The sequence below is a fragment of the uncultured Granulicatella sp. genome, from assembly GCF_963516875.1.
Lineage (GTDB): Bacteria > Bacillota > Bacilli > Lactobacillales > Aerococcaceae > Granulicatella.
The window spans coordinates 1-24,631 of sequence record NZ_CAUQCL010000011.1; the positions used below are offsets into that span (position 1 = coordinate 1).

The window sequence follows — 24,631 nt, forward strand, 5'->3', positions numbered from 1 at the left end:
GAGAACTATAAACCAATAAAAATGAATTAATTGGATTCAGTATGTCAAAAAAATGGAGGAGAGTATTATTTGTTTCTTGTTGAAAGATTGCTTGCCAGCTAACTAAAGATAACAAAAGTATTATCCATAATTTTAGTTCACTATATCGAAATTTTATAAAGTTACAAACATAACTGAAAATAATCAATAAAACCACTAATATTAACGAAAGTTTTTGCGTGTAAGTACTAGAATAATCATTAGGAACTTTATAATATATATATACCATCAACCCTAAGTGATTCAGCAACGTTAATCGCCACAACCACAGTGGATGATTTGAAATAGCTTTTACAATTTTTTTCATCTTGAACATCCCTTTATATCTTTATAGCAATAATATAGCACAAAACGTCATTCTATTTAAATAAAGCAGAAAAAGATTATGCTTTGTAGCTTGAGTAATATAAGCCTTCTCAGCTTATATTACAGGAAAAAACGAGACCTTAGGCTCGTTTTTTAGCCATGAGATTCGCAAAGCGAAGCTGCTGGCGTCCTTAGCTACCAAAGCGTAATCTTTTTCTGCTTTATTTTGCTCACTACTTGTGTCCATTGCTACAGCTATTCCAGTCTTTTTTCATTTTCAATCAACAGACTTCAAAGCCTCTAACATATCAACCTTTTTCAGCATATGGTTCACTAATATTCCTAGCACTGCTAAAATCAAAACGATAAAAATACACGGCCAAATATAAACATCCAACCCCACTTCCGGATTGAACCGCACAAATGCTGGCGCTACCGCTTCAATAATCACACGATGCAATACCTTCCCCAACAATAGCCCCACACCAATCCCAATCAAAGAAAGAACCATTGTTTCACGATAAATATATAATGTCACCTCTCGATTCAAAAAGCCTAACACCTTAATGGTCGACAATTCCCGAATCCGCTCTGCCACATTAATCGTTGTTAAATTATATAAAATGACAATAGCTAATAGAACTGACACAATCGTTAATAAAATCATCACTCGACTCAATGAACCAACAATCGTTTCAATCCGATGAATCATAGAAGTATTTTGAACAACAGCCTTCACTCCATCTTGAGCTAATAACTGAGCAGACATTTTACGTACACTATCCGTATCTTTTTCTTTAAAACTAACAAAGCTTGCATTTTTTGTTGGAGTTTCTTGAGCCAGTGTTTCATAAACCGTTGGCGACATAATCATAAAGTGCCCTGCATACATTTCAATAATGCCTGACACAACCATCTCTTTCGTCACACCGTCTTTAATTGGTAAACGAACCGTTTCACCTTCATGAACATTCAATAACTGAGCTAATTTTTCCGTTAAGAACACTCCATCGTTCGTAAGAGATTTCTGTCGCTTTGTTTTCGCATCATACAAGTGTATATAACGACTTAACTCTGCCTCTTCTCCTACTAATATGGTTAGGGATTGCTCCTCATGTACTCCAGCAATTTTAGTAGCAATCGTTTCACTATGTACATCACTATAATGCTCAATTTCTTTTGTAGATAATAACTGTCTCAACGCTTCTTGTTCTTTTCCCGTCATTACAGCTTCTTTGATAACAATGGCATCATACGTAATAATTTCTCCAAATTGGCGATGTGAAATACCTGATAAAGAAGATAAAATTCCTCTTCCGGCAAATAATAAAGCTACCGAACCAGCTACCCCAAATATTGTCATCAACATTCGTTGTTTATAACGGAAAATATTTCGTGCTGTTACCTTTTGAGTAAAACTGAATCTCTTCCAAACAAATGGTACATATTCCAACCAAATTTTAGAACCTACACTTGGAGCTTTTGGTAATAGTAAACTTGCTGAACTTTCTTTTAATTCTCGATACGCAATCCATACAGGTGGAATAACACTACAACCAATCGAACATAATAGTGCTACTAAAGTAATCGGGAAATTAAATAGGAGAGAAATCGAAGGAAGGATTGTTTCTTTTAGTAAAGTAACCCCTAATATACTTGGTAAAAAGTAAGTCCCTAATCCGATTCCTATGATCGTTCCAATCATTCCCGCACTAAATCCATAAAAAGCAAATTTCTTCATCACATCAAACGTGCTATAGCCTAGCGCTTTTAAAATGCCGGCATTCATTCGTTCTTCATTGACAAAACGAGTCATCGTTGTCACTGTCACAAGAGCTGCGACAGCATATAATACAACCGGGAATAAATTCGCTACAGCAATAATTCCATCTGCAGTAGACTTCATATTTAAATACCCTTCACTCCCTAGCATAGTCGATCGAGTATAAACAGAATAACGAGGTTTTGTTAGTTTAGAAGCTTTGACTTTTGCATCTTCTAAATCCGTCTTAGCTTGATCAATCTTTTCTTCAGCTTTTTCTTTTTCATTTGTATATTGGTTTTGTTTTTCTTCAATTTCTTGTTTTGCTTTTGATAAAGCTTCTTCACCAACCGAGACTTGTCTTTTTCCTTCTGCTAAAGCTCTTTGCCCAGCATCTAGCGTATTTTGTTTAGACTGAATGATTGCTAAGCCTTCTTGGTATTGTTTCAAGCCTTCTTGATAACTAGCCCAACCATTCTCGTATTGCGTTAATCCTTGTTCATAAGCGGTAGTCCCAGAATCCAATTCTTGTTTTTGTTGAAGAATTTTTTCTTGCATAGCAGATAATGCTGTTTGAGAAAGCCCTTTTTCTTTTTGAGATTCTAATTGCTTTTCTGCTTCTGCTAATTTCTTTTTCCCTTCTTGTAAGGTGCTATTTTGTTGATTCAACGTTTGTTTGGAAGTTTCTAACTGTACTCGATTAGCTTCAAGTAATTCATACTGTTTTTGTAAGCTTTGTTTTGCTTCTTGAATTTCTTGACTTCCTCTATTGAGAGATGCCTGATTTCGAGCGAGTTCATTTTGGCTTTGAACTATTTTATCTTCTTGATTGGCTAATTGTTGTTTCCCATCTTCTAGCTTTGTTTTTCCCTCATCGAGTTGATTTTTAGCTTTAGAAATTTGTTCTTCTCCCTCTTGAATTTTTCCATCTGCTTCCTCTTTTAAATCATTCAGCCTTACGGTTCCATTATCGGATAATTTTTCTTCGATAGATTGTTGAATCCCAACCACTTCATCTAAGTATTCCCTACTAAATGTTTTCAAACTGCGTAAGTTCGGGTAACGTAAACGAGCTATCGTATAAACAGAGCTATCAAAACTTTCTTGTGGAACAATAGCAAATCCTGATAAGTCCCCACTTCCTGCAGTCGAAACTCCTTTACTATTTTTCGATAAAATTTCACTAGAATGAGCAAATCCGGTGATTTTAAACTCGTGCTGTTTTAATAATGACGGAGACTTCACTTCATTTAAGCTAATGGAATCCCCAATATGATAACGATTGGATAACTGTTCATCTAATACGACTTCATACAGATGACTTGGATAAGCTCCACTCACTAATTCTACTTCCGATTGCTGAGCAGTCTTAGAAAATACTCGAATGGCTTTCGGACTGTCTGCTATCACGGTATCTACAAAATATCCAAATTCGACTTCGGCATTTTCTTCTCGTAATTCTTCTTGGTCTTTTGAACTTAATCCATAATCTGCCACTACAAAAATATCCGCTGTATGATATTTTTCCAAATATTGATGAACCGTCTCTTGAATATCCGGACCCGAAACTTTTAATCCCACTAATGCAAATGAACCGAGCATCATTAAACATAAGATAGATAAAAATCTTCCCTTCGATTCCTTCAATGAAGAAAGAATCGCTTTATTCAATATTTTCTTTTTCACGATTCTTCTCCTCTCAATATTCTAATTCCTCAATCGCTTGCGGAGAATCATTTAACACAATACTTTTCACCCTAGCATCATGCATATGAATGACACGATTCGCTAGTGGCGCCAATGCTGTATTATGGGTGACGATAATAACAGTTGCTCCATAATCTCTTGACATTTCTTGTAAAATCTTCAATACTTGCTTGCCTGTTTGATAATCTAATGCCCCTGTTGGCTCATCACAAAGTAAAATCTTCGGCTTTTTCGCAATTGCTCTAGCAATCGATACCCTTTGTTGTTCTCCACCCGATAATTGTGCAGGAAAATTATGAAGACGATGCCCTAATCCTACTGCTTTCAACGCTTCTTCTGCATCCCAAGCATCCTTCACAATTTCAGCAGCTAATTCTACATTTTCTTTTGCTGTTAAATTTGGCACTAAATTATAAAATTGAAAAACAAATCCTACATCATCCCTACGATAATACGTTAATTGCGTTTCATCAAAGTTTGAAATATTGACACCATCAATCCATACTTCTCCCTCATCATTTGTATCCATTCCCCCTAAAATATTTAAGACGGTGGACTTTCCTGCTCCAGATGCTCCAAGAATAATCACGAATTCACCTTTTTCAATATCAAAATTCACATCATGATTCGCAATTATTTCAGTTTCTCCCACTTGATATCGTTTAAAACTATTTTTTACTTGTATATATGTCATCATTTTTCCCTCTACTTATTAAATGAACAACGTGTTGATTATTGTTTGAATTTACTATATAATAGCGCTACAGAAATTTCAATGCGCAATTATAAGCCGTGTGTTGATTTAAGAAGGATGAGACGATGGAAGTTCAAAAACGACAAACTCAAACAAAAGAAAGCTTAAAAATAGCCTTAATTCAACTTCTTCAAACAAAAGATTTTGAAGCAATTACGGTTAGTGATATTTCTCGCACTGCAGGCGTGAATCGTGGAACTTTTTATTTACATTATGTGGATAAATTCGATATGATGAATCAGTTGGAAGAAGAAATCTTGCATCATATTTTAACGATTTTGCATCAGTATCCTATTACTCAAAAACAAGAAGCCTATCCTGCAGTCGTTCAAATTTTCGAATATTTAAAAGAAGAATTTGAATTTATACACGCAATCGCTACGAGCCGTTTCACGTATACGAACCAACTCGTTCGAAAGTTTTTAATCGAACTAATGGAAAAAATGGATTCGATTAAACAAAATTTAAAACAAGAACTACCAATGCCAGAAGACTATGCTAGAGAAGTATTCATTTATAGCAATAGCGCCATTATTTTCCACTGGATTTTAAAAGGGGGAGTGGAATCCCCTGAAGAAATTACTAAAATATTTCTTGGAATGTGCCAAGAATAAAGGAGACAAGTATGAAAAAAGAAATTATGAAAGACCCATTTTTCTTATCGCAAAAAGCAATCCCTGCTAATCCTATTACGGATAAACAAGTCATTATCGACTTACAAGATACTTTACGTGCCAATCGTGACCGTTGTGTCGGCTTAGCTGCGAATATGATTGGAAGTCATAAAGCCATTATTATTGTTGCCGCTGGTCCATTTGATATCGTGGTCAATCCAGTCATTACTAAAAAATCTCAACCATACCAAACGGAAGAAGGTTGTCTCTCTCATACAGGAATGAAAAGTACTACTCGCTATCAAAAAATCGAAGTTCGCTATCAAGATGCTATGGGGAAAACTCATACAGGAACCTTTACAGAGTTTACTGCTCAAGTTATCCAACATGAGATAGATCATTTACAAGGAATTTTAATTTAATCATTCGAATTCAAACATAAAACGAGCATCTTCCAAATTGGAAATGCTCGTTTTTCTATTCTTACTTTCTATTAACGGGCTACCGAACTTGCCATTCTTGCAACGGTATGTCTCATACCTCGAATCGCAACGGACAAAGCAAAGATATTATTTACATCGGCTAAACCACCATAACCTGCATCTCCAATATGTTGAATATCGACTCCGCAAATTTTATTGCGAATGGCAATTTGTTCAATGACTTCCTTAGAAGAACCTTCTTGACTAGTTCCAATGGCAGATAACACAAGTGTTTCATGTTCATGAGCAAATTGGACAATATCAATCAATGATTCTTCTGTGAATCCAGGAACTGTTCCTACTGCAGGAACCAATAAAATATCCGCTCCCGCTTCAATCAGTTCCTTTGCAATTTCTCGATTCATTACGGGTTCTTTTGAGCCTGCTCCATGCATTTTTCCGGCAATAATGACTCCTGTAAAATATTTTTTCGCTTTTTGAATGGCTTGGGCAATCGCTTGATTCGTCACTCCTGTACCAGGATTTCCGGTTAAACAAATAAAATCTAATCCTAACGCTTCTGCTGATTTCAATGTTTCTTTCGAACAAATTCTTCCTGCTGGAATAACTAATCGAGTTTCTAACATTTCTGCTTCTAAATCGACTGGTTCTAAGTTAGCACCAATTGGACGTCCACATAATTCTTTTAATCGTGCAATTGGATTTGCGCTACCTTCTACTCCGTATAATTTTGGATTTAAACAATCAAATCCATTTAAAAGCATTAAGTCTCCCCCAAATGCACTGGCAATTTCCGCATGTGTTAATTCCGGAATAATTGGACGATGACGAATGGCCATTTCACAACATACCGTTCTACCCTCACCTGCCTGAATGGCTAGTTTTAATTCTTCTGCAGAAAATTTTCTAAAATCACTTGCCACACAGTTTAAAATTCGTTTTCCCATTGTAAACTCCCCTTTATTTCAAAATAGTAACTGCTTCTTTCATACTTTCTAAATGACACAAATCATAGTCTCCGCTATCAGAATAGCGATATGAAACTTCTCCATTCGTTGTCGTTGGATCCACTGCCCAAGATTTAAAACTTCCATGAAGTTGTTCTAATCCTGTTTTTTCTAGAATTTCTGTTAGATTGGCAAGAGAAACGCCACATCCTCCTAAAAATTCGATTTGTTTTCCATATTGTTTTTGCCATTTCGCTAAATTTTCCAAGCCGGACATAATATTTTTTCCTTGCCCACTGGTTAAAATACGAGTGCATCCTAATTCGATTAATTTTTCTAGCGTTTCTTCAGGATTTTTCACACAATCAAAGGCACGATGGACGACGCTATCAGAACCGTATTCTTTACATAACTCAATCATTTTCTTTGTCGCATCCCAATCCATGTTCCCTTCTGGAGTTAAGAAACCAAAAGCTAAACCTTTTGCGCCTGCTTCTAAAAAGATTTTTGCATCTTCAAACATCACTTCTTTTTCCAATTCGTTATAACAAAAACCTGCTCCCCTTGGTCGAACCATACAAATAATAGGAATATCAATTTTTTTAACAGCCTGAGTTAAAACAGCTAATGATGGACTTAATCCTCCTAAATGTAATGCACTATTTAATTCAATACGATTGGCTCCTGCAGCTTGAGCATTGATACAGTCCTCAATGCCTCCTGCACAAATTTCTAAAGTTGTCATCCTTTCCCTCCTATCTTTTTACTATTTGATAAAACTTAGTTCATACAATGCTAATCCATAAATAATGGTATTCACTTTTAAATCTTCGATTCCTATCCACTCGTTTGGAAGATGAGCGATATCTCTTTGTCCTGGAAAACTTGGTCCATAAGCAATAATATTTGGTATGATTTTCGCATAAGTTCCACCCGTTGTTGTAACAGGTGTTGCATTGCCATCGACGACTTCTTGGTAAACCTTTTGTAAAGTTTGCACATAAATCGAATCTTTATCGTACAAAACTGGCTTCCATGAATTCATTTCTTCTAACCGACTTCCTTCTGGAATATGTTTTCGAATATCCGATAATAATTGTTCTTTTGTCACAGAAGCTGGATAACTCATCGTCCACTCCACAAAATGTCTTTCTTCCTCTATCCCAACTGTGTATCCTCTTAATTGCATCATCCCAAAATCTTCATCGGAATAGTTAATTCCTAATTCTACTCCTTGATGAGTTGTATGAAGTAAGTACTGATTGGTAAAATCATATAATTCTGAAATCTGTTCTAAAGAAGTACTCAATCGAACTTTCAATCGTCCCCTTTCACCGTATACAACTGGCCATTTACAGTCTGGAGTCCAACCAAAAGTAGGGGGCTGTTCTTTTGTTAAATAATGCTTTACACAGCCAAATCCCGTTTCCTCATTTGTTCCAAATACAATTCTAATCGGACGGTCAAATTGAATTCTCTTTTCCTTCAATACATATAAGGCAAATAAATTCGACAAAATCGGTCCTTTATTATCTAACACGCCACGTCCAAAAATTTTTCCATCTCGCTTCATTGCTTTTAACGCAGGACTTTCCCATCCTGTTCCTAATGGCATAACATCGACATGTCCAAAAATGCCATAATATTCCCCATCTTCTCGAGGATTTCCATATTGTGCATAGCCAATTTTATTACCTAAATTTTTCGTTTCAAAGCCTAATTCTTCAGCAAGTGCTAACACTTCCAATAAAGCTTGTTTGGGTCCTTGTCCATAAGGAGCTTCTGGCAACGATTCTCCCCGAACACTTTCAATGGCGACTAATCGCTCGATAGCTTTGTGCAATTCAGATTGAATGTCTTCCAACCCTTTGACTAAATCCTCTCTTATTCCCATTTACTTCACCTCGAGTGGTTTCATCCGTTCTCTTAAATACTCATCCAACCATTCTTGAGTGGCTTTTTCATGAAGCATTGTGCCATCTTCTTGTGGATGTACCAGGTAAACCGTTAAAGATTCTTTTTCTGTTGCGACTACAAAAGAGAAATTGGCAATATTTGTCGCTGCTCCCCATTCTCCTTTGTGATTCATCGCTACAACTGATAAATCCCCCGCATTTCCTCTTCGTTGGATTAATTTTTGAGATAAATTCTTCACTGCTGTTTCACACGCTTCTTGAGGATACATTCCTTGTTCCATTAATCGAACAATTTCGTAGGAAATAATTCCCTTCATCAAATCTTCCCCTAAACCTGTAGCAGTTGCCCCACCAACTGCGCTATCCACATATAAGCCAGAACCAATAAATGGAGAATCTCCTACACGTCCTCTTTTTTTCATAAACAGTCCACTTGTAGATGTTCCGGCAACCATTTTCCCAGTTGTATCTAAGCTAACCATTCCAACGGTATCATGACCTGCATAAGGTACTAAAGATTCCGTTTGTAAGTCTTTAACACGATTATGATAATGAATTTTCGCGCGATCGGTTAACATATTTTTCCGTTCAAACCCCTGCTTTTGTGCATAAGCTTGAGCTCCAATTCCAACTAATACATTATTCACCGATTGTAAACTCAATTGACGAGCCACTGAAATTGGATTCGCCACATCTTGAATGGCACATACTGCTCCAAAATCTAGAGTTGTTCCATCCATATAGGCTGCATCTAATTCCACTTCCATCACTTCATTAGGAAGTCCTCCATAACCAACTGATTTATAATAGGGAAAATCTTCAACTGCTTTAATCGCTACTTCAATTGCATCTCCAGAAGATGCCTGTTGTTCTAATGTCTGCACAGCCTCTTGGACTCCTTCGAGCGCCATTCTCCAAGTGGCAATCATTCCCCACATAGTCACTCCTCCACTCCATATTGATAATTGTATTCTAATATTTGATGGTATTTTTCCATCGTTAAATCTTCGCAAATCGCACACATTAATCGAAGAGTTGCTTCAATATCTCCTAAATGCACAATACTTTGATGCGTATGCATATAACGAATTGGAATTGATAAAGTTGTTGCTAAAATTCCCGTTTCAGACTTGTAAATATTTCCCGCATCTGTTCCACCCTTTGTAAAGCAACCAATTTGATAAGGAATTTGATGTTTCTTACAAAGATTTTCCAAATAAATAAGCAAACCACGATTCGTCACTGTCATATTATCAATGGCAGTAAGCGAGACACCTTTTCCGAGTTTCGTATGATTTTGATTGGCTGGAGTATCTCCTGCTAATGTTGTATCAACCGCAAAAGCCACTAAAGGTTTTTCTTGGAAAGCTGTCGTACGTGCACCCCTTAATCCAACTTCTTCTTGAATTGTTGTTGCTAATGTCACTCTTTTAGATAGATTTTGATACTCTAAAGCTTTCATAAGCCAAATCCCTAAAGAAACACTCACTCGATTATCGAGCGCTTTTCCAATCATATATTCCTGATTCAATCCAATCGTTTGGCAATTACTTACTAAACTCACGACATCTCCTACTTCAATGCCCATTTCTTGAATAGACTCACGATTATCAACACCCAAATCAACAAATAACTCTTCCATTGCAACAACTTTTTTACGAGCTTCTGGAGAAATCGCATGCGTTTGAGGACCACCAATAATTCCCGTCCATTGTCGACCATCACTCGTTGTAATCGTGACTAATTGTTGTAATAACGTATGCGCCCACATATTTCCGATAGGTTGAATCGATACATATCCTCTCTCATTAATCGAAGAAACAATAAAACCCACTTCGTCCATATGAGTCGCAAACATAATCGAAAGGTCGCCTTCTCCTAAAGAAAACAAGCCGGAGCCTAATTTGTCTTGTTCTTTTGTACAAAAATGTAGTTGTTCTGATACAAATTGTAAAATTGGCTCTTCATGTCCTGAGACGCCTACAAGATTACTCAATGTTTTTAATAATTCTATTTGATGATGTTCTAACATTGCTTCACCAACTTTCTTGGAAAGCAAGTTGCTGAACTTTTTGGAAAGTTAAATTTTCTAAAAATACTTGAAGCGTATGAATGACCGGTTTCAAATCTTCCTTATTCAATAATTGAACAAATTGCCCTTCTTCTTGTAATGGAATCACCACAACTACTGTCGGTGTTCCTACTAAAGATTTATGAATAAACGATCCATCTGTCCCTTTTTCTTGAACATTTGCCTTCACTTCGTATCCTAAACTTTGAGCAACTTCTTTAATCTCTTTCACTAACGAAACATTTGGTAATAATGTCTTATCAAAATAGCGAATATAGACTGTTTGTTCTGCATAGTTTCTAACCGGCGCTACATCTAATACAATCGATACATCAGGCAATATCGTATTGGTAGCAGTAATCGCTCCTCTATATCCCACAATGGATTGGGCAATTCCTCCGATACTAAGTGTATACAATAGAGAAGGCATTGTTTTCATTAACTGATAAGCAGCATAAACTCCAGCTCGATTGGAGATATTTTTACTTAACATCATCTGTTCTGTTTCAATCACTGGAATTTCTAATACAAAAGTATCTCCTACTTGGACCCCAAACCCTTCTACTTCTTGTTGAGAACTAGCTCCTATATGAATCCAATAGTGTTCTTGTTTTTGTAGTACATAACCATAGACTCGTTGATGATGTCGTGTTAATAAACAAACTCGTTGGCGAAGAAAATCTTTTGGTGCAACATCTCCAATAGTCACAAAAGACAATAATCCACTCTCATGAATATCGTCAATCATTCCTCCACATTCATCAATATTTGAACTAATCATCACTTTAAAAGGACTATTCTCGACTTGTCTCTCCCCAAAAATCGAACCTAACTTATCTCTTTTCAATTCTAAATTCAATGTTTGATATTCCGTAGACAAATATTGATGAACTTCATACTCATCTCCAGAAACTCCCGGTAAACTACATAAAGTCTGTAACTCCACTTCACTCGCTTCCTTTCTAACGATAAATTCGATTCGAATCTTGTTGATTATACGCAATAATAAGTGCAATGTCTTTCAACGCTTCATTCAAACCAACCGCTCCTTTTTTAGGCATTTCAATCATTGTCGTATGTTCCTTGAATTGTTGAATGATTTCTTCATTTTCTTTCGAACAAGCGACATATGTTTTACAATCTGTTTGATGTTCAATAAAAGAAGCTACATTCGCTGCCATTTCTGTAAAAGTTTCATCATTAAAGCATGGCCCTGCAAATAACACTTCTGCTTTTGTTTTCAAAATCAAATTATGAATTTTATGAAGCACTTCTTCCTTATGATTTGCAAAATAATCTGGACCACAATAGACAGTCGCTAATACTTGTAAATTTTCTTTTAAAAAATAATCTTTATACATTAAGTAGGAGCCAATTCCACCTTTTTCTAACCCAAGAGGAGTATCCGCTCTTTCCTTTCCACCATAACCTGCCTGTATTTGATTCAAAAATAATATGACTCGCATATGCTTTCTCCCTTCAAAAAAAGCGGGAAAACAACAGAATTTTTTCTTTCTCTGTTATTTTCCCACCTCCGCACGTTCAACTTTTCTACTCGTTTATTATGTTTTACATTTTATAAATCATCGAAACTTAAATCATCTAAGGATAAATCATCTAATTCATCTGTTAATTGATTAGCAGCTTGATGTTCTTCGTGAAGATATTGTTTATCAATCACTCTAAAGAATGGATAATAAATAGCCATTCCAATGATAATTAATACAATTTGGAATAAACCTGCAACGATACTTCCTGTGGCTAACCAACCAGAGAAGAAGAATGGAGTGGTCCAAGGAAGTGCTGCCCCTGTAGTATATGGAATCAATCCAATTAAAGTTGCAATAGTTGCTAAAATTGTATTCACTAATGGTGTTAAAATAAATGGAATCACGATTAATGGATTTAATACAACTGGTAATCCAAAAATAATCATTTCGTTAATCCCAAAAATACCAGGAACAATCGCTAAACGTCCTAATTTTTTCATACGTTCTGATTTTCCAAAAAATACCATTAAGAAAACAAGTGACAATGTACTACCACCACCACCAAAGTTTCCAAAGAAATCTCCAAATGGACCTGTAAAGATATTCGGAAGTGTAGCACCTTGTTTAAAGGCTTCTAAGTTTTCAGCTGTTAACGCTAAATGAATTGGATTAAAGACCGTATTTGTTACAGCAGGACCATTAATACCGAAGAACCAGAATAAAGTAGATAAGAACTGATAAATTGGTTCAAAAATCAAACTTTGTCCAAATCCCATTAATGGCGCTTGTAAAATTTTATAAATAAAGTTATGAGCGTATTGATAATCTGTTGCTGAGAACACTAAATACACTACAAAGAAGAAGAACATTGCAAATGCACTTGGAATTAATGCTGCAAAGGATTGAGTAACAGCTGGCGGAACACCATCAGGCATTTTAATCACCCAACCTTTGTTTTTAACCGTCACAAAAATTTTTACAGAAATAATAGCTGTTATCATGGCTAAAAACATCCCTGCAGAACCTAAATGACCTAATGCAAATCCATTAAAGACTTTGCCATTAGCAGCATTTACAAAATCTGGATGTGATTTTGGCGTAATAATGAGGAAACATACAAGAGCAACTGCTCCTCCTGCGACTGGATCATTTTCCAATTGACGAGCATAAGCATACCCAATTCCAAAAGCTCCTAATAACCCTAAAACACTAAATGTTGAATCAATGACCGCATCCATTTTACTTGGCCACCCTTGACCAAAAAATTGAGCTAAGAAATCAACATAACCTGGTATTGGAAAATTCGCAATAACAAGGAAAATAGATGCAACAATAATTAATGGTGTCGACACCAAAAATCCATCCCGAATCGCAATTAAGACTTTATTATTGCCTAATTTTTCCGCGGAACGTCCCATTACTTTTTCTAATGTATCAAACATAACTTCTCCCCCTATTTTTTATTTTTAATCAGTTGAATCGCGCGTTTCAAAATACGTTCCCCATTGACATTCCCGTAATCTTCTAAATTTATTACCTCTACAGGAATCCCAACAGGTTCATATTTATCACGAGTAGCATTAAATTTGAATTTCACCTGAGGTCCCAATAAAATGACATCCGGATGAAATTCCTGAACAACAGAATCTAACTGAACATCAGGAAATGCCTTTACTTCTATTGGCAATTGATGATGATCTGCAACTTCTTGCATTTTGCTTGCCACTAGACTTGTCGACATTCCTGCATTACAAAATAAATACACACGTTTCATATATATTCCCCCACTATTTTGCTTCATTTTTATGCTTTTTCAATTTTTTCTAATCTCTGATATAAAGCTACTATTTCTTCACTTGTTACTTGTAGTAATTCCGCATTCATTAGTTGATCTTCTGCGTGCAATAATAATAATGAAAAAGGCACTCTATTCCCTGAACTATCCTTTTGTAATAATTCAAAATGAATTTCGTGACCTTTTAATCGTTGTTGCTGACCTTCTTCAATTAATGAACTTGCTTCTTCAAAATGACCTTTTTTAGCTTGGACAATAGCTTCCATAAAAGCTGAACGTGCTGCTCCTAAAGCTGCAATCATTTTAAAGCAAACTAATTCTACCTCATTCATGTATCTTACCTCCCCTCTAAAAACACTGGCAAAAGCCCCTTTATACATTAATTATAAATCGTTTTCATGAAAAATCCTAGTCTTTTTACTCACTTTTTCACAAATAAATTTTTTATTGTAACATAAAAAAACTCAGAATAACAAATTGACTGTCATTCTGAGATCATCGGTTAAATCATTTCATTTTTATACGGAGCTACTACAAATTGAATGGCTTTTATTATAGCTACAAACGGACTGATAAATACTAAAATAAATTGTATCATTCCAACGAGCCAGAGAAGTGCAATAAATGAATGTGGTAAATGAAACATCCATACTAAACTAAACGCTTTTATCATATAGCGATAAGCCATTAAAAAAATAGGTGTTAACATAATCGCAAACATCATTTCTCCTAATATAAATAAAGGAAACTCTTTCGAAGTTTTTAATTTCCATTGCTCAATCAGCATCATAAATAATGCAGCCATAAACATAAATAGAATAACTTCTCCCTCTTTTTCCAAGCTCTTACTTCCTTGGTTCATTATAAATAAAGTAATTAGATTGGTAACTACAATCATTCCCATTACAAATTTCCAGTAATAGGTACTGTATTTTTTCATTGTTAAAGCTCCTCTCTCCTACTCTCGCTTTTAGAACTATCATTACTAACAATCTATTTTTTATCAAGAATATCTGAGAAAATTTAATAAAAATTTAGGAAATAAAAAAGACAGCTGAAGCTGTCTATCCTACTGGGGTAGCTGGATTCGAACCAACGAATGACGGAGTCAAAGTCCGTTGCCTTACCGCTTGGCTATACCCCAATGGTGGAGGGGGGCAGATTCGAACTGCCGAACCCTAAGGAGCGGATTTACAGTCCGCCGCGTTTAGCCACTTCGCTACCCCTCCAGCTGCTATTAAAATAACGTACTAATATATAGTACACTAGTCTTTAAGTTTTTGCAATACCTTTTTTCAAAAAAATATTTATTTTTATATAAGCATAAAGTTTCAGAGTAACTTCTAGTTAAGTATCAAAACTAGAAGTTAGTATGAGACAAAAACACAAAACACAAATATTTAACGTTATCCGATTGCACTGAAATTGAATTAGGTATTACACAAGGTTCTTCATTTTGATTAGATTATCAAGAGTATGACTACTTTTAATCTCCTATAGATCCAGTGAATTGAGTAATTAAAAAAATATGTTCATACATTTTTACCTTATCTAGATGATTCACATCTTTAAATCCACCTAAAACCAAAAGTGGTACAAATCCAAAACACTGTGTATAATCAAGCAAACCATATTTTTCAATTGCCTCATGATAAAGCGGTAAGTCAAAATAATCATCTGTAAAACTTTTATTAGGTAAAAACTTGATAAAAAGTGATAAATTTTCTAAAAAAATATCAAATGTACCTTCTTTATATTTAATAATCCCCAAAAATTCGTTCTTCTCCCAAGTTATAACATCCCCAAAAGCTGTCACAAAAATCGGAATGGAAGTACCCCCTCTGAAGTAAGTTTCCTGAACCAGTTCAAGATACTTATCTGGATTAATGACCTTCAGATAACCGTCTAAAAAAGTCCCCAAACCGCATTCTTCCCAGATTTGAACTAGCTCTTCTGGAACTTGGTCTTTGTACTTTTTAATTACTTCTTGAGGCATGACCGCCACTCTTGTAAAATCTTTTAACATATATACTCCTAATTTAATAAGTTAAGTGAACATATAGATAGGTATTTTGTAATTGTTCTGTCATCATCTTGTCTCCTACAGTTGCTCACCTTTCACTTCCTCAAACCATTTTTCAAATTCTAGTCGTGGAAGCAACTCTTCATCCTTCTCATAACGTCCTTCATAGCTATAGCGACTGTCAAGGCTGTTTTTCTGTGAATCATAAATCAACCTCATTTCAGTTGGGTGTTCACGATTGTATTCTTGGCAAACATCAAGCATTTTTTGTATATCTTCAAGACCAAAGCGTTGTACTGCTACCATCATATTTTTTGACGTGTCTACTTTTCTATTAATAATTTCATTCACTGCATACATTTTTGTCAAAATTCCATTAATTTTATAAAAAACATCAAAAGAAAGTAATGCTTCTTCAGAAATACAATAAATATATACTTTTTCTGCTTGATTTTGGACATATTCCATTGCTAGCGAAATCATACTAGCCTGAACTTCCATAAATTTATCTTCAAATTATAAGACCTTATAGTACCCCTTGGTATAACCGCAAGGAATGTAGCCTGCTTGGTATAAAGCATTCAAATCATCATAAAATGTTGACTCAGCTTGGGGGAACCTCTTTTTTGATAGTCAAGTAGATAGTCAAGCCAATGATATCAAATATAATCTGGTCTTTCGTAGCTCTACCAACAACTTGTGGTGCTAGCAAACTTCAATATTATAGAACGAAAGTAACTGAGTTGTTGTTTAAAATTAAATTTTAGAGTGAGAATATTTTATAGTTCCCTTTTTTCAACTTAATAGCTTATAATTGTCACTTAATAAATTTACTTGCTAACTTGTAAACTTGTTCAATTTCTTTACTATTAACATCCCACCCATCAAGTTCTTCTTTAATCAACGCTGGAAGTTTTTTGCTAATGTCCCTCAAAGCATTATCAACTGATTTTCTAACATATTCACTGGAATCTTCTTTTAATGCTACAATATGTCTAACCGCTTCATATGGATTCTCTTTGAAATATGGTCTACTCGTCCATATTCTCAAACCTTCTGTAACAGCTCTTCTAACATTTGGATCATTATTTTGTAGCCAGTCTTACAACTTACTACTTTTCATATGATAATTTACAAATGTCTTTCCAGCCACTCGATCTTTTTAAAATCCTTATTGTTATTGTGATCATTTCGATAAGAGTCTTGAGAAGAAGCTTTGTAAATACTTAGATACTGCTCCAGACTTGGAAGACGAAATGTGATGCCTTCAATGTGAATAAGCTCTATATCCGATTCCGAAACTTCTGCAAAATCAGGTAAGGAATCGATACTTCCAAATTCAACACTCACTCTATCCTTTTGGAATTCATGCTCATGAATATCTATTAAGACGTAGCCTAAGTCTTTCATCACTTTCATTATCTTGTCCCAGTCATAAATTCTGAGATGATCAGGCGCTTCCCAACCTCTAGGATCACCAGCCACATGAATGTCAATGTCAGACGGCTCCCAATTTTCTTTCGTTCTAAACTCCAATCCCAAAGAACCCATCAGTGTTGGTGTAATTCCAACTCGATTTAAATGGAAACAAATGGTTTTAAATTCTTCAAATAAGAGACTCATATTTACTATAAACCTTTCATCTAAATGTTTGTTATTTCTTCTTTATTACCTTGAACAAAATCATCTTCATTTTCTAGAGTATATCCAGTTATTTTGGATACAAATTCTTTTCCTTCTTTACTAATTCTATTACTCGCCAATATAGTATAAATCAAATAACCAATAAAATGGAATCAATACGTACTTTTCTTAATGCAATAAATATAAAAACTACAAATCATTATAGCAGTATATCCTGATAACCAATTTCGGATAATACACCATTAACAAATTTTATTCCTATCCCATTTTCTTTATCCCAATCACACTCACATAAAAAACCAAATTCTTCAATATTTTCGTCAAAAGTTAAAGGAAACATGATTTGCTTAGGTTGCAACAAAGAATAAATCTTATCTTCGTCTCCGTTTATATCTAAATAATATTTTTTTCATTATGATTCGTGTAGCTTGAAACAATATCTGATATTTCATGATTGTAATAGGATATAATTGCAGAATTTGCCTCTTTTACTATTTCGTCTAAGTGATTATTGAAAAATATATACGCTTTTTCCTGATTAATTTCAAACTCAGTATCTTCATCCGCATCAATGTTAATTTCCAAAACGTGGTGCTTATTGAAAATATCTAGAGAAATATCTTTTGTCCAATCGTAATTAAATTTTATTTTACCAAAAGTCTTATGATTTATTTCCATTATTATCTCCAATCTTTCTATAAACCTAATACTTTTTTTCTCCCACTTTCTTTAAAGTGATTGGAGCATTCCTATCTCAATTATCCTTGTTTTTCAATCCATTTTTTTTGATGTTTGCGAGAAATACGCATTAATTCAGTATAAAGTTCAGCCAACTCATCTTTTAAAGACTCGTCTTTTAAATACGATTGAACTTTCAAAATTACTTGTTCCTCACGACCACTATCTAAAATCGGAATATCATTTTCTAACTTAATTTTCGCTACTTCTTCTACTACATTTGTTCGTTCTTCAAATAACGCAACAATTTGGCGATCAATAGAATCAATTTTCTGACGTTGTTCTTCTAACATGATTTTCTCCTTTCTTACATCCATAGAGTCCCTAATGGATACCCAATCGCTACTGCACTTACAATACTTAACACTAATAACCATCCGCCATATAAAAAGGCATCTTTTGAACTCGTCCATCCACTACCAACAGAAATAGCCACATAAGGCATTGCTGGTGGGGTCATATAGGCTAAACTTGCCATAAAACCAATTAAACAAGCAACAACCGCTGTATGAATTCCTAAATCTGTACTAGCAGCAATCGTTGTTAACACAGTCGTCACAACCGAAACGGTTACTAAATTCGATGAAAAATTCGTTTGAAGCCCCGCCCAAATGACAAAGACAATAACAATCATCATCGCACTCCATTGATGGAATAAAGGAGTTAACCCACTTTCAATTAATGGTAATACCCCTAATTCTGGTTTTGTTAATAAAGTTCCTAAACTCAAAGTTGCCCCTACTAATAATAAACTTGGCCAGTAAACGCCACGAGTTAAAGCTTCTTGAATCGACATTAACGGTTTTCCATCTTCACGGATACAAGCTAATAATACTGCTCCAATCATTGGTGGGAATGCCATCCCCGCAGATTTTAAGAAAGCTGCCACACTAGGCGAAACTATTCCTAACCATTCCGGAATAATCCATAAAGCAATCACAATTGAAAAAATAGAAACAATCCATTTTTCTTTTTTTGTCACTTTTGGTAAATTTTCCAATGATTCTAGACTTTGGAACGTTACTTCTGATAAATCTAATTTCCATAAGCGGTGTAAACTTGCCAACATTCCAACAAAAATACAAAGCCCTGCCGGCATCGCAATTCCCATATATTGTACATTTGAAATACTTACACCAGTTGCTGTATGATACAATCCCATTGCCGTAATCGCAAAGACATGATTAATCGGCGTCATCGCCGTTCCAATCGCAATGGTAGAAAATAATGTAATTAAAATAAAGGACGCTTGTCGACTCCCTTTTTCTAATCCAAATACTTCCATCATCTCTTCATAAATTGGAAAGACAATCATAAATAAAATTGTCGGTGAAATAAAACAACTAATGACTAACACAGCTCCTAGAAAGGCTCCTAAAAAATGACTCGGACTTTTCTTTGCAAAATTCGTTTTTAAAAACCAACCCACTAAACGTTTCAAAGCAGGAGTCTGTTCTAAAGCATACGTCACTATAAACGTAAATAATAAGAAAACAAATGTACTGTTCCCAAAAGAAAGAGAAAATACTTGACTATACGTTACTTTTGGAAGCCACCCGAGTCCTAATAAGACTAAACATAAAATACTTGGCCAATCGATTCCTACAAATAACCACAATAATAAGCAACTCATAAAAATCGATAATAAGGCAAATGCACTTCCAGGTATCGCTAATAATTGCCAATCAAAATGCGAATTAATCATCGCAAGAACGATAAAAAGGATACTTAACACTATTGCGACCGTTTGAACCAAACTTCGCGTTTCTTTTTTCATATTCTACTCCTCAACTTTCATTTATTCCGCTATCCATCCTACCGTATTTTTCTCCAAAATACTAGTAAAGCTAACATTTCGACTATAATCGAAATCAAATGTCTTTCAGATGCTTTTATCGACTATAGTCGAAATGGCTTTCAGTTTATGGCAATTCACGAGCTATCTTTAATGCATCAAAAAAACGATAGATTTTCTTTCTCTATCGTTTCCTATTCTTGAATTTATTTTTCTACTTCAACCTCTGGATTTAGTTGATAATGTTGACCATAATTATCTCTAATGATAAATTTATAATCCACTAAATAACGACGCATTGTAGCAAAATCATCATACAGTTCCTTAATTTTCTCATTCAATTCTTTTTCAGTATACGTCTCTGAATGACTCTTTAAATGCGCATAAATAAATTCAAAGATTTCTATTTTATTTTTCTGCTTTTTAGGAAGAACCATAATTTTTCCATTCTTCATAAATCTAGAAATATTTTCCTCTTTCATACAATAACGCCTCTAATTCTTATTCATTTTTGGTTAGTTTATACTACATACAGAAAAAAGGCAAATCTTTATAAGAAACTTCCTCGCTCTATAACCCTGACGATTTTATCCATAAAAAAACTTGTTAGAAATGGCAGTTATTTCTAACAAGTTTTTATTTTGATGTTATTGTTTTTCTAATTTTAATACTTTTTCAACTTTTTTATAAAGCATTAACGATAGTACACTGCTTAAACCAAATTTTAATACATTAAATGGTAATAAAGCGAAAAGCATTAATGTCCATAAATTTGTTACAAATGGATTTGTAGTAGCTGCAAGTGCAACAATTTTTTCAATCGGGAAATGCATCGCTGTTGCATATAATGGGAAAATGACAAAATAATTTGCTGTTAACAATACTACTGTTGCAGTAGCTGTACCGATCACTAAACTTGTAATCGCCCCTTTGAATGTACGATTGTATTTATAATAAAATACCGCTGGTAACATGAAACTTAAACTTCCAATTAAGTTAACTGTTTCGCCAATCCCAAATGTTGTTGTTCCATTTAAAACAAAGTTTAATGCAACTTTTACAATCGCTATATATGCACCATATAATGGTCCTAATAAATAACCTCCTAAAATAACAGGTAATTCAGAAAAATCCATTTTAACAAATGGTGGAATAAATGGCAGACTGAATTCTAATAACATTAGAATCGTACTTAACGCACCGAATAGTCCTACTAAAATTAATTGTTTTGTCGCATAACGTGACACTGTTTTTGCATTTGTACTCATCGTACATCTCCTCCTTAACCGGGTTGAAGGATCGGATGGTTTTTCACGCTTTTGTTCCATTTTATTTGTATAACTGCACAAAAAAATGCAGCAACAAAATGGTCTACATTTCATCGCTGCATTCTTATATATCAAATGAATTGGTATCTTCGAACGTGAAATATAACCATTTTCTCTCATCTAGACTATCACTATCGGTTCTGGAATTGCACCAGATCATGCCTATTCGGCTCGCGGACTATACCGCCGGTAAGGAATTACACCTTGCCCCGAAAATGTTATTTTATAAACAAAGAGTACCACACTTTTTTTTGCATGACAATACTTCTGCTTGAGTTCTCAAAAAAAGTCTAATTTTTATTATCAACAGCTCCTAAAAGCTTTAAGACATTTCATTATTTCAACACTTTCTTCAAATATTGACCTGTAAAGCTTCCTTCTACTTGAGCCACTTCTTCAGGCGTTCCAGTAGCGACAACTAGTCCTCCGCCACTTCCCCCTTCTGGTCCCATATCAATAATGTAGTCAGCCGTTTTAATGACATCTAAATTATGTTCAATCACTAAAACTGTATTTCCGGATTCTACTAAACGATTCAATACTTCTAATAATCGAGCAATATCATCTGTATGAAGCCCTGTCGTTGGTTCATCTAATACATAAAAAGTATTTCCCGTAGACACTCGTTGCAGTTCACTCGCTAACTTCATTCGTTGCGCTTCTCCACCCGATAAAGTTGTAGCAGATTGCCCTAAAGTCACATATCCTAAACCAACATCTTTAATGGTTTGCAATTTTCGCTTAATTTTTGGCACCGCTTGGAAAAATTCCACCGCATCATCTACCGTCATTTCTAGAACTTCAGCAATGCTTTTTCCTTTATATTTGACTTCCAATGTTTCTGAATTATAACGACTACCATGACAAATTTCGCACGGAACATATACATCTGGTAGGAAATGCATTTCAATTTTTAAAATACCATCTCCCTTACACGCTTCGCATCGTCCACCTTTAACATTGAAACTAAAACGTCCTTTTTTATAACCACGTAATTTTGCTTCATTTGTCGTAGCAAATAAGTCACGAATATCATCAAATACACTCGTGTAAGTTGCTGGATTACTTCTTGGGGTACGACCAATTGGACTTTGATCGATATCAATAATTTTATCTAAGCCTTCATATCCTTCAATTGATTTAAAAGCTCCAGGTTTTTCTTTTGATTTTGAAATTTCTCTTGCTAGAGCTTTTTTCAATACTCCATTGACAAGAGAGCTCTTTCCAGAACCTGAAACTCCTGTAACTGCTACTAATCTTCCTAAAGGAATATCCACATTAACAGATTTTAAGTTATTTTCACTGGCTCCTTTTAAGTGAATCCATCCTTTATCTTCAGTTCTACGTTCAGTTGGAACGGCAATTGATTTTTTCCCTGATAAATATTGACCCGTCAATGAGTTTGGATTTTTTTCCACTTCTTTTGGCGTTCCAGCAGCAATAATTTGTCCACCAAATTCACCTGCTCCTGGTCCAATATCAATTAAGTAATCTGCTGCTCTCATCGTGTCTTCATCATGTTCGACTACAATTAATGTATTTCCTAAATCACGCATATTTTGTAATGATTGAATTAATCGATCATTGTCTCTTTGATGCAATCCAATCGATGGCTCATCTAAAATATATAAAACTCCTGATAAATTCGATCCAATTTGAGTCGCTAAACGAATCCGTTGCGCTTCTCCCCCTGATAAAGTTCCTGCTGCACGGCTAAGGTTTAAATATTGCAACCCAACATTTTTCAAGAATGTTAAACGAGATTGCACTTCTTTTAAAATAGGAGCAGCAATTTGTTCATCTTGTGGAGATAAGGTTAAGTCTTTGAAAAATTCAATTTCTTCATCAACAGACAATTCCAATACTTCACTAATATGTTTATGATTCACTTTGACTGCCAATGCCTGTTCATTTAAACGATGTCCATGACAAGCTTTACACGATAATTCCGTCATATATTGACGCATTTGTTCTCTAGTATAATCGCTATTTGTCTCATGGTAACGGCGTTTCACATTGACAATGACTCCTTCAAAAGGTACATCCACATCTCGAACACCACCAAACTCATTTTCATAATGGAAATGGAAAGTAGCGTCTCCAGAACCATATAACACTAGATTTTTCTGAGATTGGGTTAATGTTTCAAACGGTAAATCCATTGGAACTTTAAACTGCTCACAAAATTGACGTAGCATCTCTGGATAATAGTTCGAACTAATCGGATTCCAAGGCACTAATGCTCCTTCATTTAATGTTTTTTCTTTATCTGGAATGACTAAATCGATATCCACTTCTAATTTCATTCCTAATCCATCACATTCCGGACAAGCTCCAAAAGGTGCATTAAATGAAAATAGACGTGGCTCTAATTCTCCAATCGTAAATCCACAATGAGGACAAGCATAGTGCTCACTAAACAATATTTCTTCTTGCCCAATGACATCGACAATGGCATACCCTTCTGCTAAACGAAGCGCTGCTTCTAAAGAATCGAATAATCTTGAACGGCTCTTGTCTGATACAATAATACGGTCGACAACAATTTCAATGGAATGTTTTTTATTTTTTTCTAATGAAATTTCATCCGTTGTCTCCATCATTTCGCCATCTACTCGAATACGAATATAGCCGTCTTTTTGAATCGATTCGAAAACCTTTTTATGTTCTCCTTTTTTCCCTTTTACAATCGGAGCTAAAATTTGAATTTTTGTTCTTTCTGGCAATTCCATTACACGATTCACCATTTGTTCAATTGACTGACTTTCAATTAGAGTGCCGTCATTTGGACAATACGGTTTTCCTACACGTGCATATAGTAATCTCAAATAATCATTAATTTCCGTCACTGTTCCGACAGTTGAACGAGGATTACGAGAAGTTGTTTTTTGGTCAATCGCAATTGCTGGACTTAATCCATCAATACTATCAACATCTGGTTTATCCATTTGCCCTAAAAATTGTCGTGCATAAGCTGATAAACTCTCTACATATCTTCTTTGCCCTTCTGCATATAATGTATCAAAAGCTAGTGAACTCTTCCCTGAACCGGATAATCCTGTAATTACCACTAATTGATCTCTTGGAATCGTTACATCAATATTTTTTAAATTATGGGAGCGTGCTCCACGAACGATAATCTGATCTTTCGCCATTCCATCTTCCTCTATTTCTATCTATAATTAAAAACTCTGCCATTAGATGTTCACCTTAGTATAGCATAGTTTCTTTTACATTTCGAACAAACGTTCTTGTTCAA

At 34.9% G+C, this 24,631-nt stretch carries 25 protein-coding genes, 2 tRNA genes, 2 pseudogenes and 1 riboswitch; of the genes and pseudogenes, 2 read left to right on the forward strand and 27 right to left on the reverse strand.

What is annotated here, in order from left to right; all coding sequences use genetic code 11:
• The 3 genes and pseudogenes from RWM24_RS05410 to RWM24_RS05420 form a co-directional block, all read right to left on the reverse strand.
• Positions 1–346: pseudogene (locus RWM24_RS05410) on the reverse strand (ATP-binding protein); the annotation flags it as partial.
• 276 nt (positions 347–622) lie between these two features.
• Positions 623–3,793: an FtsX-like permease family protein gene (locus tag RWM24_RS05415; protein ID WP_314112306.1), complete on the reverse strand. Its 3,171-nt coding sequence runs from the start codon at positions 3,791–3,793 to the stop codon at positions 623–625.
• Between the two features lie 13 nt (positions 3,794–3,806).
• Positions 3,807–4,508, reverse strand: coding sequence for an ABC transporter ATP-binding protein (locus tag RWM24_RS05420; protein WP_314112387.1), 702 nt, complete (start codon positions 4,506–4,508; stop codon positions 3,807–3,809).
• 125 nt (positions 4,509–4,633) lie between these two features.
• Here RWM24_RS05420 and RWM24_RS05425 point away from each other — a divergent pair, with 125 nt between their 5' ends.
• Together RWM24_RS05425 and RWM24_RS05430 are read left to right on the forward strand one after the other, a co-directional pair.
• Positions 4,634–5,182 carry a TetR/AcrR family transcriptional regulator gene (locus tag RWM24_RS05425; protein WP_314112308.1) on the forward strand — a complete coding sequence of 183 codons (549 nt, stop codon included), beginning with the start codon at positions 4,634–4,636 and terminating at the stop codon, positions 5,180–5,182.
• Positions 5,183–5,193: 11 nt separating this feature from the next.
• Complete coding sequence (locus RWM24_RS05430; protein ID WP_314112309.1) at positions 5,194–5,604, forward strand: peptide deformylase; 411 nt, start codon at positions 5,194–5,196, stop codon at positions 5,602–5,604.
• Positions 5,605–5,675: 71 nt separating this feature from the next.
• Here RWM24_RS05430 and RWM24_RS05435 read toward each other — a convergent pair whose 3' ends face one another.
• The 24 genes and pseudogenes from RWM24_RS05435 to uvrA form a co-directional block, all read right to left on the reverse strand.
• Positions 5,676–6,572 (reverse strand): haloacid dehalogenase-like hydrolase, encoded by an 897-nt coding sequence (locus tag RWM24_RS05435; RefSeq protein ID WP_314112311.1) that lies wholly within the window; start codon positions 6,570–6,572, stop codon positions 5,676–5,678.
• Positions 6,573–6,585: 13 nt separating this feature from the next.
• Positions 6,586–7,317 carry a copper homeostasis protein CutC gene (locus RWM24_RS05440; RefSeq protein WP_314112313.1) on the reverse strand — a complete coding sequence of 244 codons (732 nt, stop codon included), beginning with the start codon at positions 7,315–7,317 and terminating at the stop codon, positions 6,586–6,588.
• Positions 7,318–7,338: 21 nt separating this feature from the next.
• On the reverse strand, positions 7,339–8,466 hold the full coding sequence (locus RWM24_RS05445) for a Sapep family Mn(2+)-dependent dipeptidase (protein WP_314112315.1): 1,128 nt from the start codon (positions 8,464–8,466) through the stop codon (positions 7,339–7,341).
• Complete coding sequence (locus RWM24_RS05450; RefSeq protein ID WP_314112316.1) at positions 8,467–9,426, reverse strand: N(4)-(beta-N-acetylglucosaminyl)-L-asparaginase; 960 nt, start codon at positions 9,424–9,426, stop codon at positions 8,467–8,469.
• A 2-nt stretch (positions 9,427–9,428) separates the two neighbouring features.
• The gene (locus RWM24_RS05455; protein WP_314112318.1) at positions 9,429–10,520 is read right to left on the reverse strand and encodes a M42 family metallopeptidase; all 1,092 of its coding nucleotides are present in this window, start codon (positions 10,518–10,520) and stop codon (positions 9,429–9,431) included.
• Positions 10,521–10,524: 4 nt separating this feature from the next.
• Positions 10,525–11,505 carry a hypothetical protein gene (locus RWM24_RS05460; protein ID WP_314112320.1) on the reverse strand — a complete coding sequence of 327 codons (981 nt, stop codon included), beginning with the start codon at positions 11,503–11,505 and terminating at the stop codon, positions 10,525–10,527.
• Positions 11,506–11,521: 16 nt separating this feature from the next.
• Positions 11,522–12,025 carry a GrdB-related putative oxidoreductase gene (locus RWM24_RS05465; protein ID WP_314112322.1) on the reverse strand — a complete coding sequence of 168 codons (504 nt, stop codon included), beginning with the start codon at positions 12,023–12,025 and terminating at the stop codon, positions 11,522–11,524.
• 110 nt (positions 12,026–12,135) lie between these two features.
• Positions 12,136–13,491: a PTS transporter subunit EIIC gene (locus RWM24_RS05470; RefSeq protein ID WP_314112324.1), complete on the reverse strand. Its 1,356-nt coding sequence runs from the start codon at positions 13,489–13,491 to the stop codon at positions 12,136–12,138.
• An 11-nt stretch (positions 13,492–13,502) separates the two neighbouring features.
• The gene (locus RWM24_RS05475; RefSeq protein WP_314112325.1) at positions 13,503–13,823 is read right to left on the reverse strand and encodes a PTS sugar transporter subunit IIB; all 321 of its coding nucleotides are present in this window, start codon (positions 13,821–13,823) and stop codon (positions 13,503–13,505) included.
• A 29-nt stretch (positions 13,824–13,852) separates the two neighbouring features.
• Positions 13,853–14,176, reverse strand: a complete 324-nt coding sequence (locus RWM24_RS05480; protein ID WP_314112327.1) for a PTS lactose/cellobiose transporter subunit IIA — start codon at positions 14,174–14,176, stop codon at positions 13,853–13,855.
• A gap of 170 nt (positions 14,177–14,346) precedes the next feature.
• Positions 14,347–14,784 carry a hypothetical protein gene (locus tag RWM24_RS05485; protein WP_314112329.1) on the reverse strand — a complete coding sequence of 146 codons (438 nt, stop codon included), beginning with the start codon at positions 14,782–14,784 and terminating at the stop codon, positions 14,347–14,349.
• A 132-nt stretch (positions 14,785–14,916) separates the two neighbouring features.
• Positions 14,917–14,988: transfer RNA gene (locus tag RWM24_RS05490), tRNA-Gln, on the reverse strand.
• 1 nt (position 14,989) lies between these two features.
• Positions 14,990–15,073: transfer RNA gene (locus RWM24_RS05495), tRNA-Tyr, on the reverse strand.
• 257 nt (positions 15,074–15,330) lie between these two features.
• Positions 15,331–15,870, reverse strand: a complete 540-nt coding sequence (locus RWM24_RS05500; protein ID WP_314112331.1) for a T6SS immunity protein Tdi1 domain-containing protein — start codon at positions 15,868–15,870, stop codon at positions 15,331–15,333.
• A 75-nt stretch (positions 15,871–15,945) separates the two neighbouring features.
• Positions 15,946–16,368 (reverse strand): hypothetical protein, encoded by a 423-nt coding sequence (locus RWM24_RS05505; RefSeq protein WP_314112332.1) that lies wholly within the window; start codon positions 16,366–16,368, stop codon positions 15,946–15,948.
• A gap of 316 nt (positions 16,369–16,684) precedes the next feature.
• Positions 16,685–16,942 (reverse strand): annotated as a pseudogene (locus RWM24_RS05510) (phosphomethylpyrimidine kinase); the annotation flags it as partial.
• A 56-nt stretch (positions 16,943–16,998) separates the two neighbouring features.
• Positions 16,999–17,490 carry a nucleotidyltransferase gene (locus tag RWM24_RS05515; RefSeq protein ID WP_314112334.1) on the reverse strand — a complete coding sequence of 164 codons (492 nt, stop codon included), beginning with the start codon at positions 17,488–17,490 and terminating at the stop codon, positions 16,999–17,001.
• Between the two features lie 220 nt (positions 17,491–17,710).
• Entirely contained in the window at positions 17,711–17,872 is a 162-nt protein-coding gene (locus RWM24_RS08350; protein ID WP_006703712.1) for a DUF6985 domain-containing protein, read from the reverse strand.
• A 32-nt stretch (positions 17,873–17,904) separates the two neighbouring features.
• Positions 17,905–18,189 (reverse strand): DUF6985 domain-containing protein, encoded by a 285-nt coding sequence (locus RWM24_RS05520; RefSeq protein WP_314112336.1) that lies wholly within the window; start codon positions 18,187–18,189, stop codon positions 17,905–17,907.
• Between the two features lie 80 nt (positions 18,190–18,269).
• The gene (locus RWM24_RS05525; protein WP_314112338.1) at positions 18,270–18,542 is read right to left on the reverse strand and encodes a chorismate mutase; all 273 of its coding nucleotides are present in this window, start codon (positions 18,540–18,542) and stop codon (positions 18,270–18,272) included.
• Between the two features lie 14 nt (positions 18,543–18,556).
• Positions 18,557–20,026, reverse strand: a complete 1,470-nt coding sequence (locus RWM24_RS05530; protein WP_314112339.1) for an SLC13 family permease — start codon at positions 20,024–20,026, stop codon at positions 18,557–18,559.
• 224 nt (positions 20,027–20,250) lie between these two features.
• The gene (locus RWM24_RS05535; RefSeq protein ID WP_314112340.1) at positions 20,251–20,526 is read right to left on the reverse strand and encodes a DUF2087 domain-containing protein; all 276 of its coding nucleotides are present in this window, start codon (positions 20,524–20,526) and stop codon (positions 20,251–20,253) included.
• Between the two features lie 165 nt (positions 20,527–20,691).
• Positions 20,692–21,312 carry an ECF transporter S component gene (locus RWM24_RS05540; protein ID WP_314112342.1) on the reverse strand — a complete coding sequence of 207 codons (621 nt, stop codon included), beginning with the start codon at positions 21,310–21,312 and terminating at the stop codon, positions 20,692–20,694.
• Positions 21,313–21,476: 164 nt separating this feature from the next.
• A riboswitch (FMN riboswitch) is annotated at positions 21,477–21,593 on the reverse strand.
• 114 nt (positions 21,594–21,707) lie between these two features.
• Positions 21,708–24,527, reverse strand: coding sequence for an excinuclease ABC subunit UvrA (uvrA, locus tag RWM24_RS05545; protein ID WP_314112344.1), 2,820 nt, complete (start codon positions 24,525–24,527; stop codon positions 21,708–21,710).
• Positions 24,528–24,631: the final 104 nt, after the last annotated feature.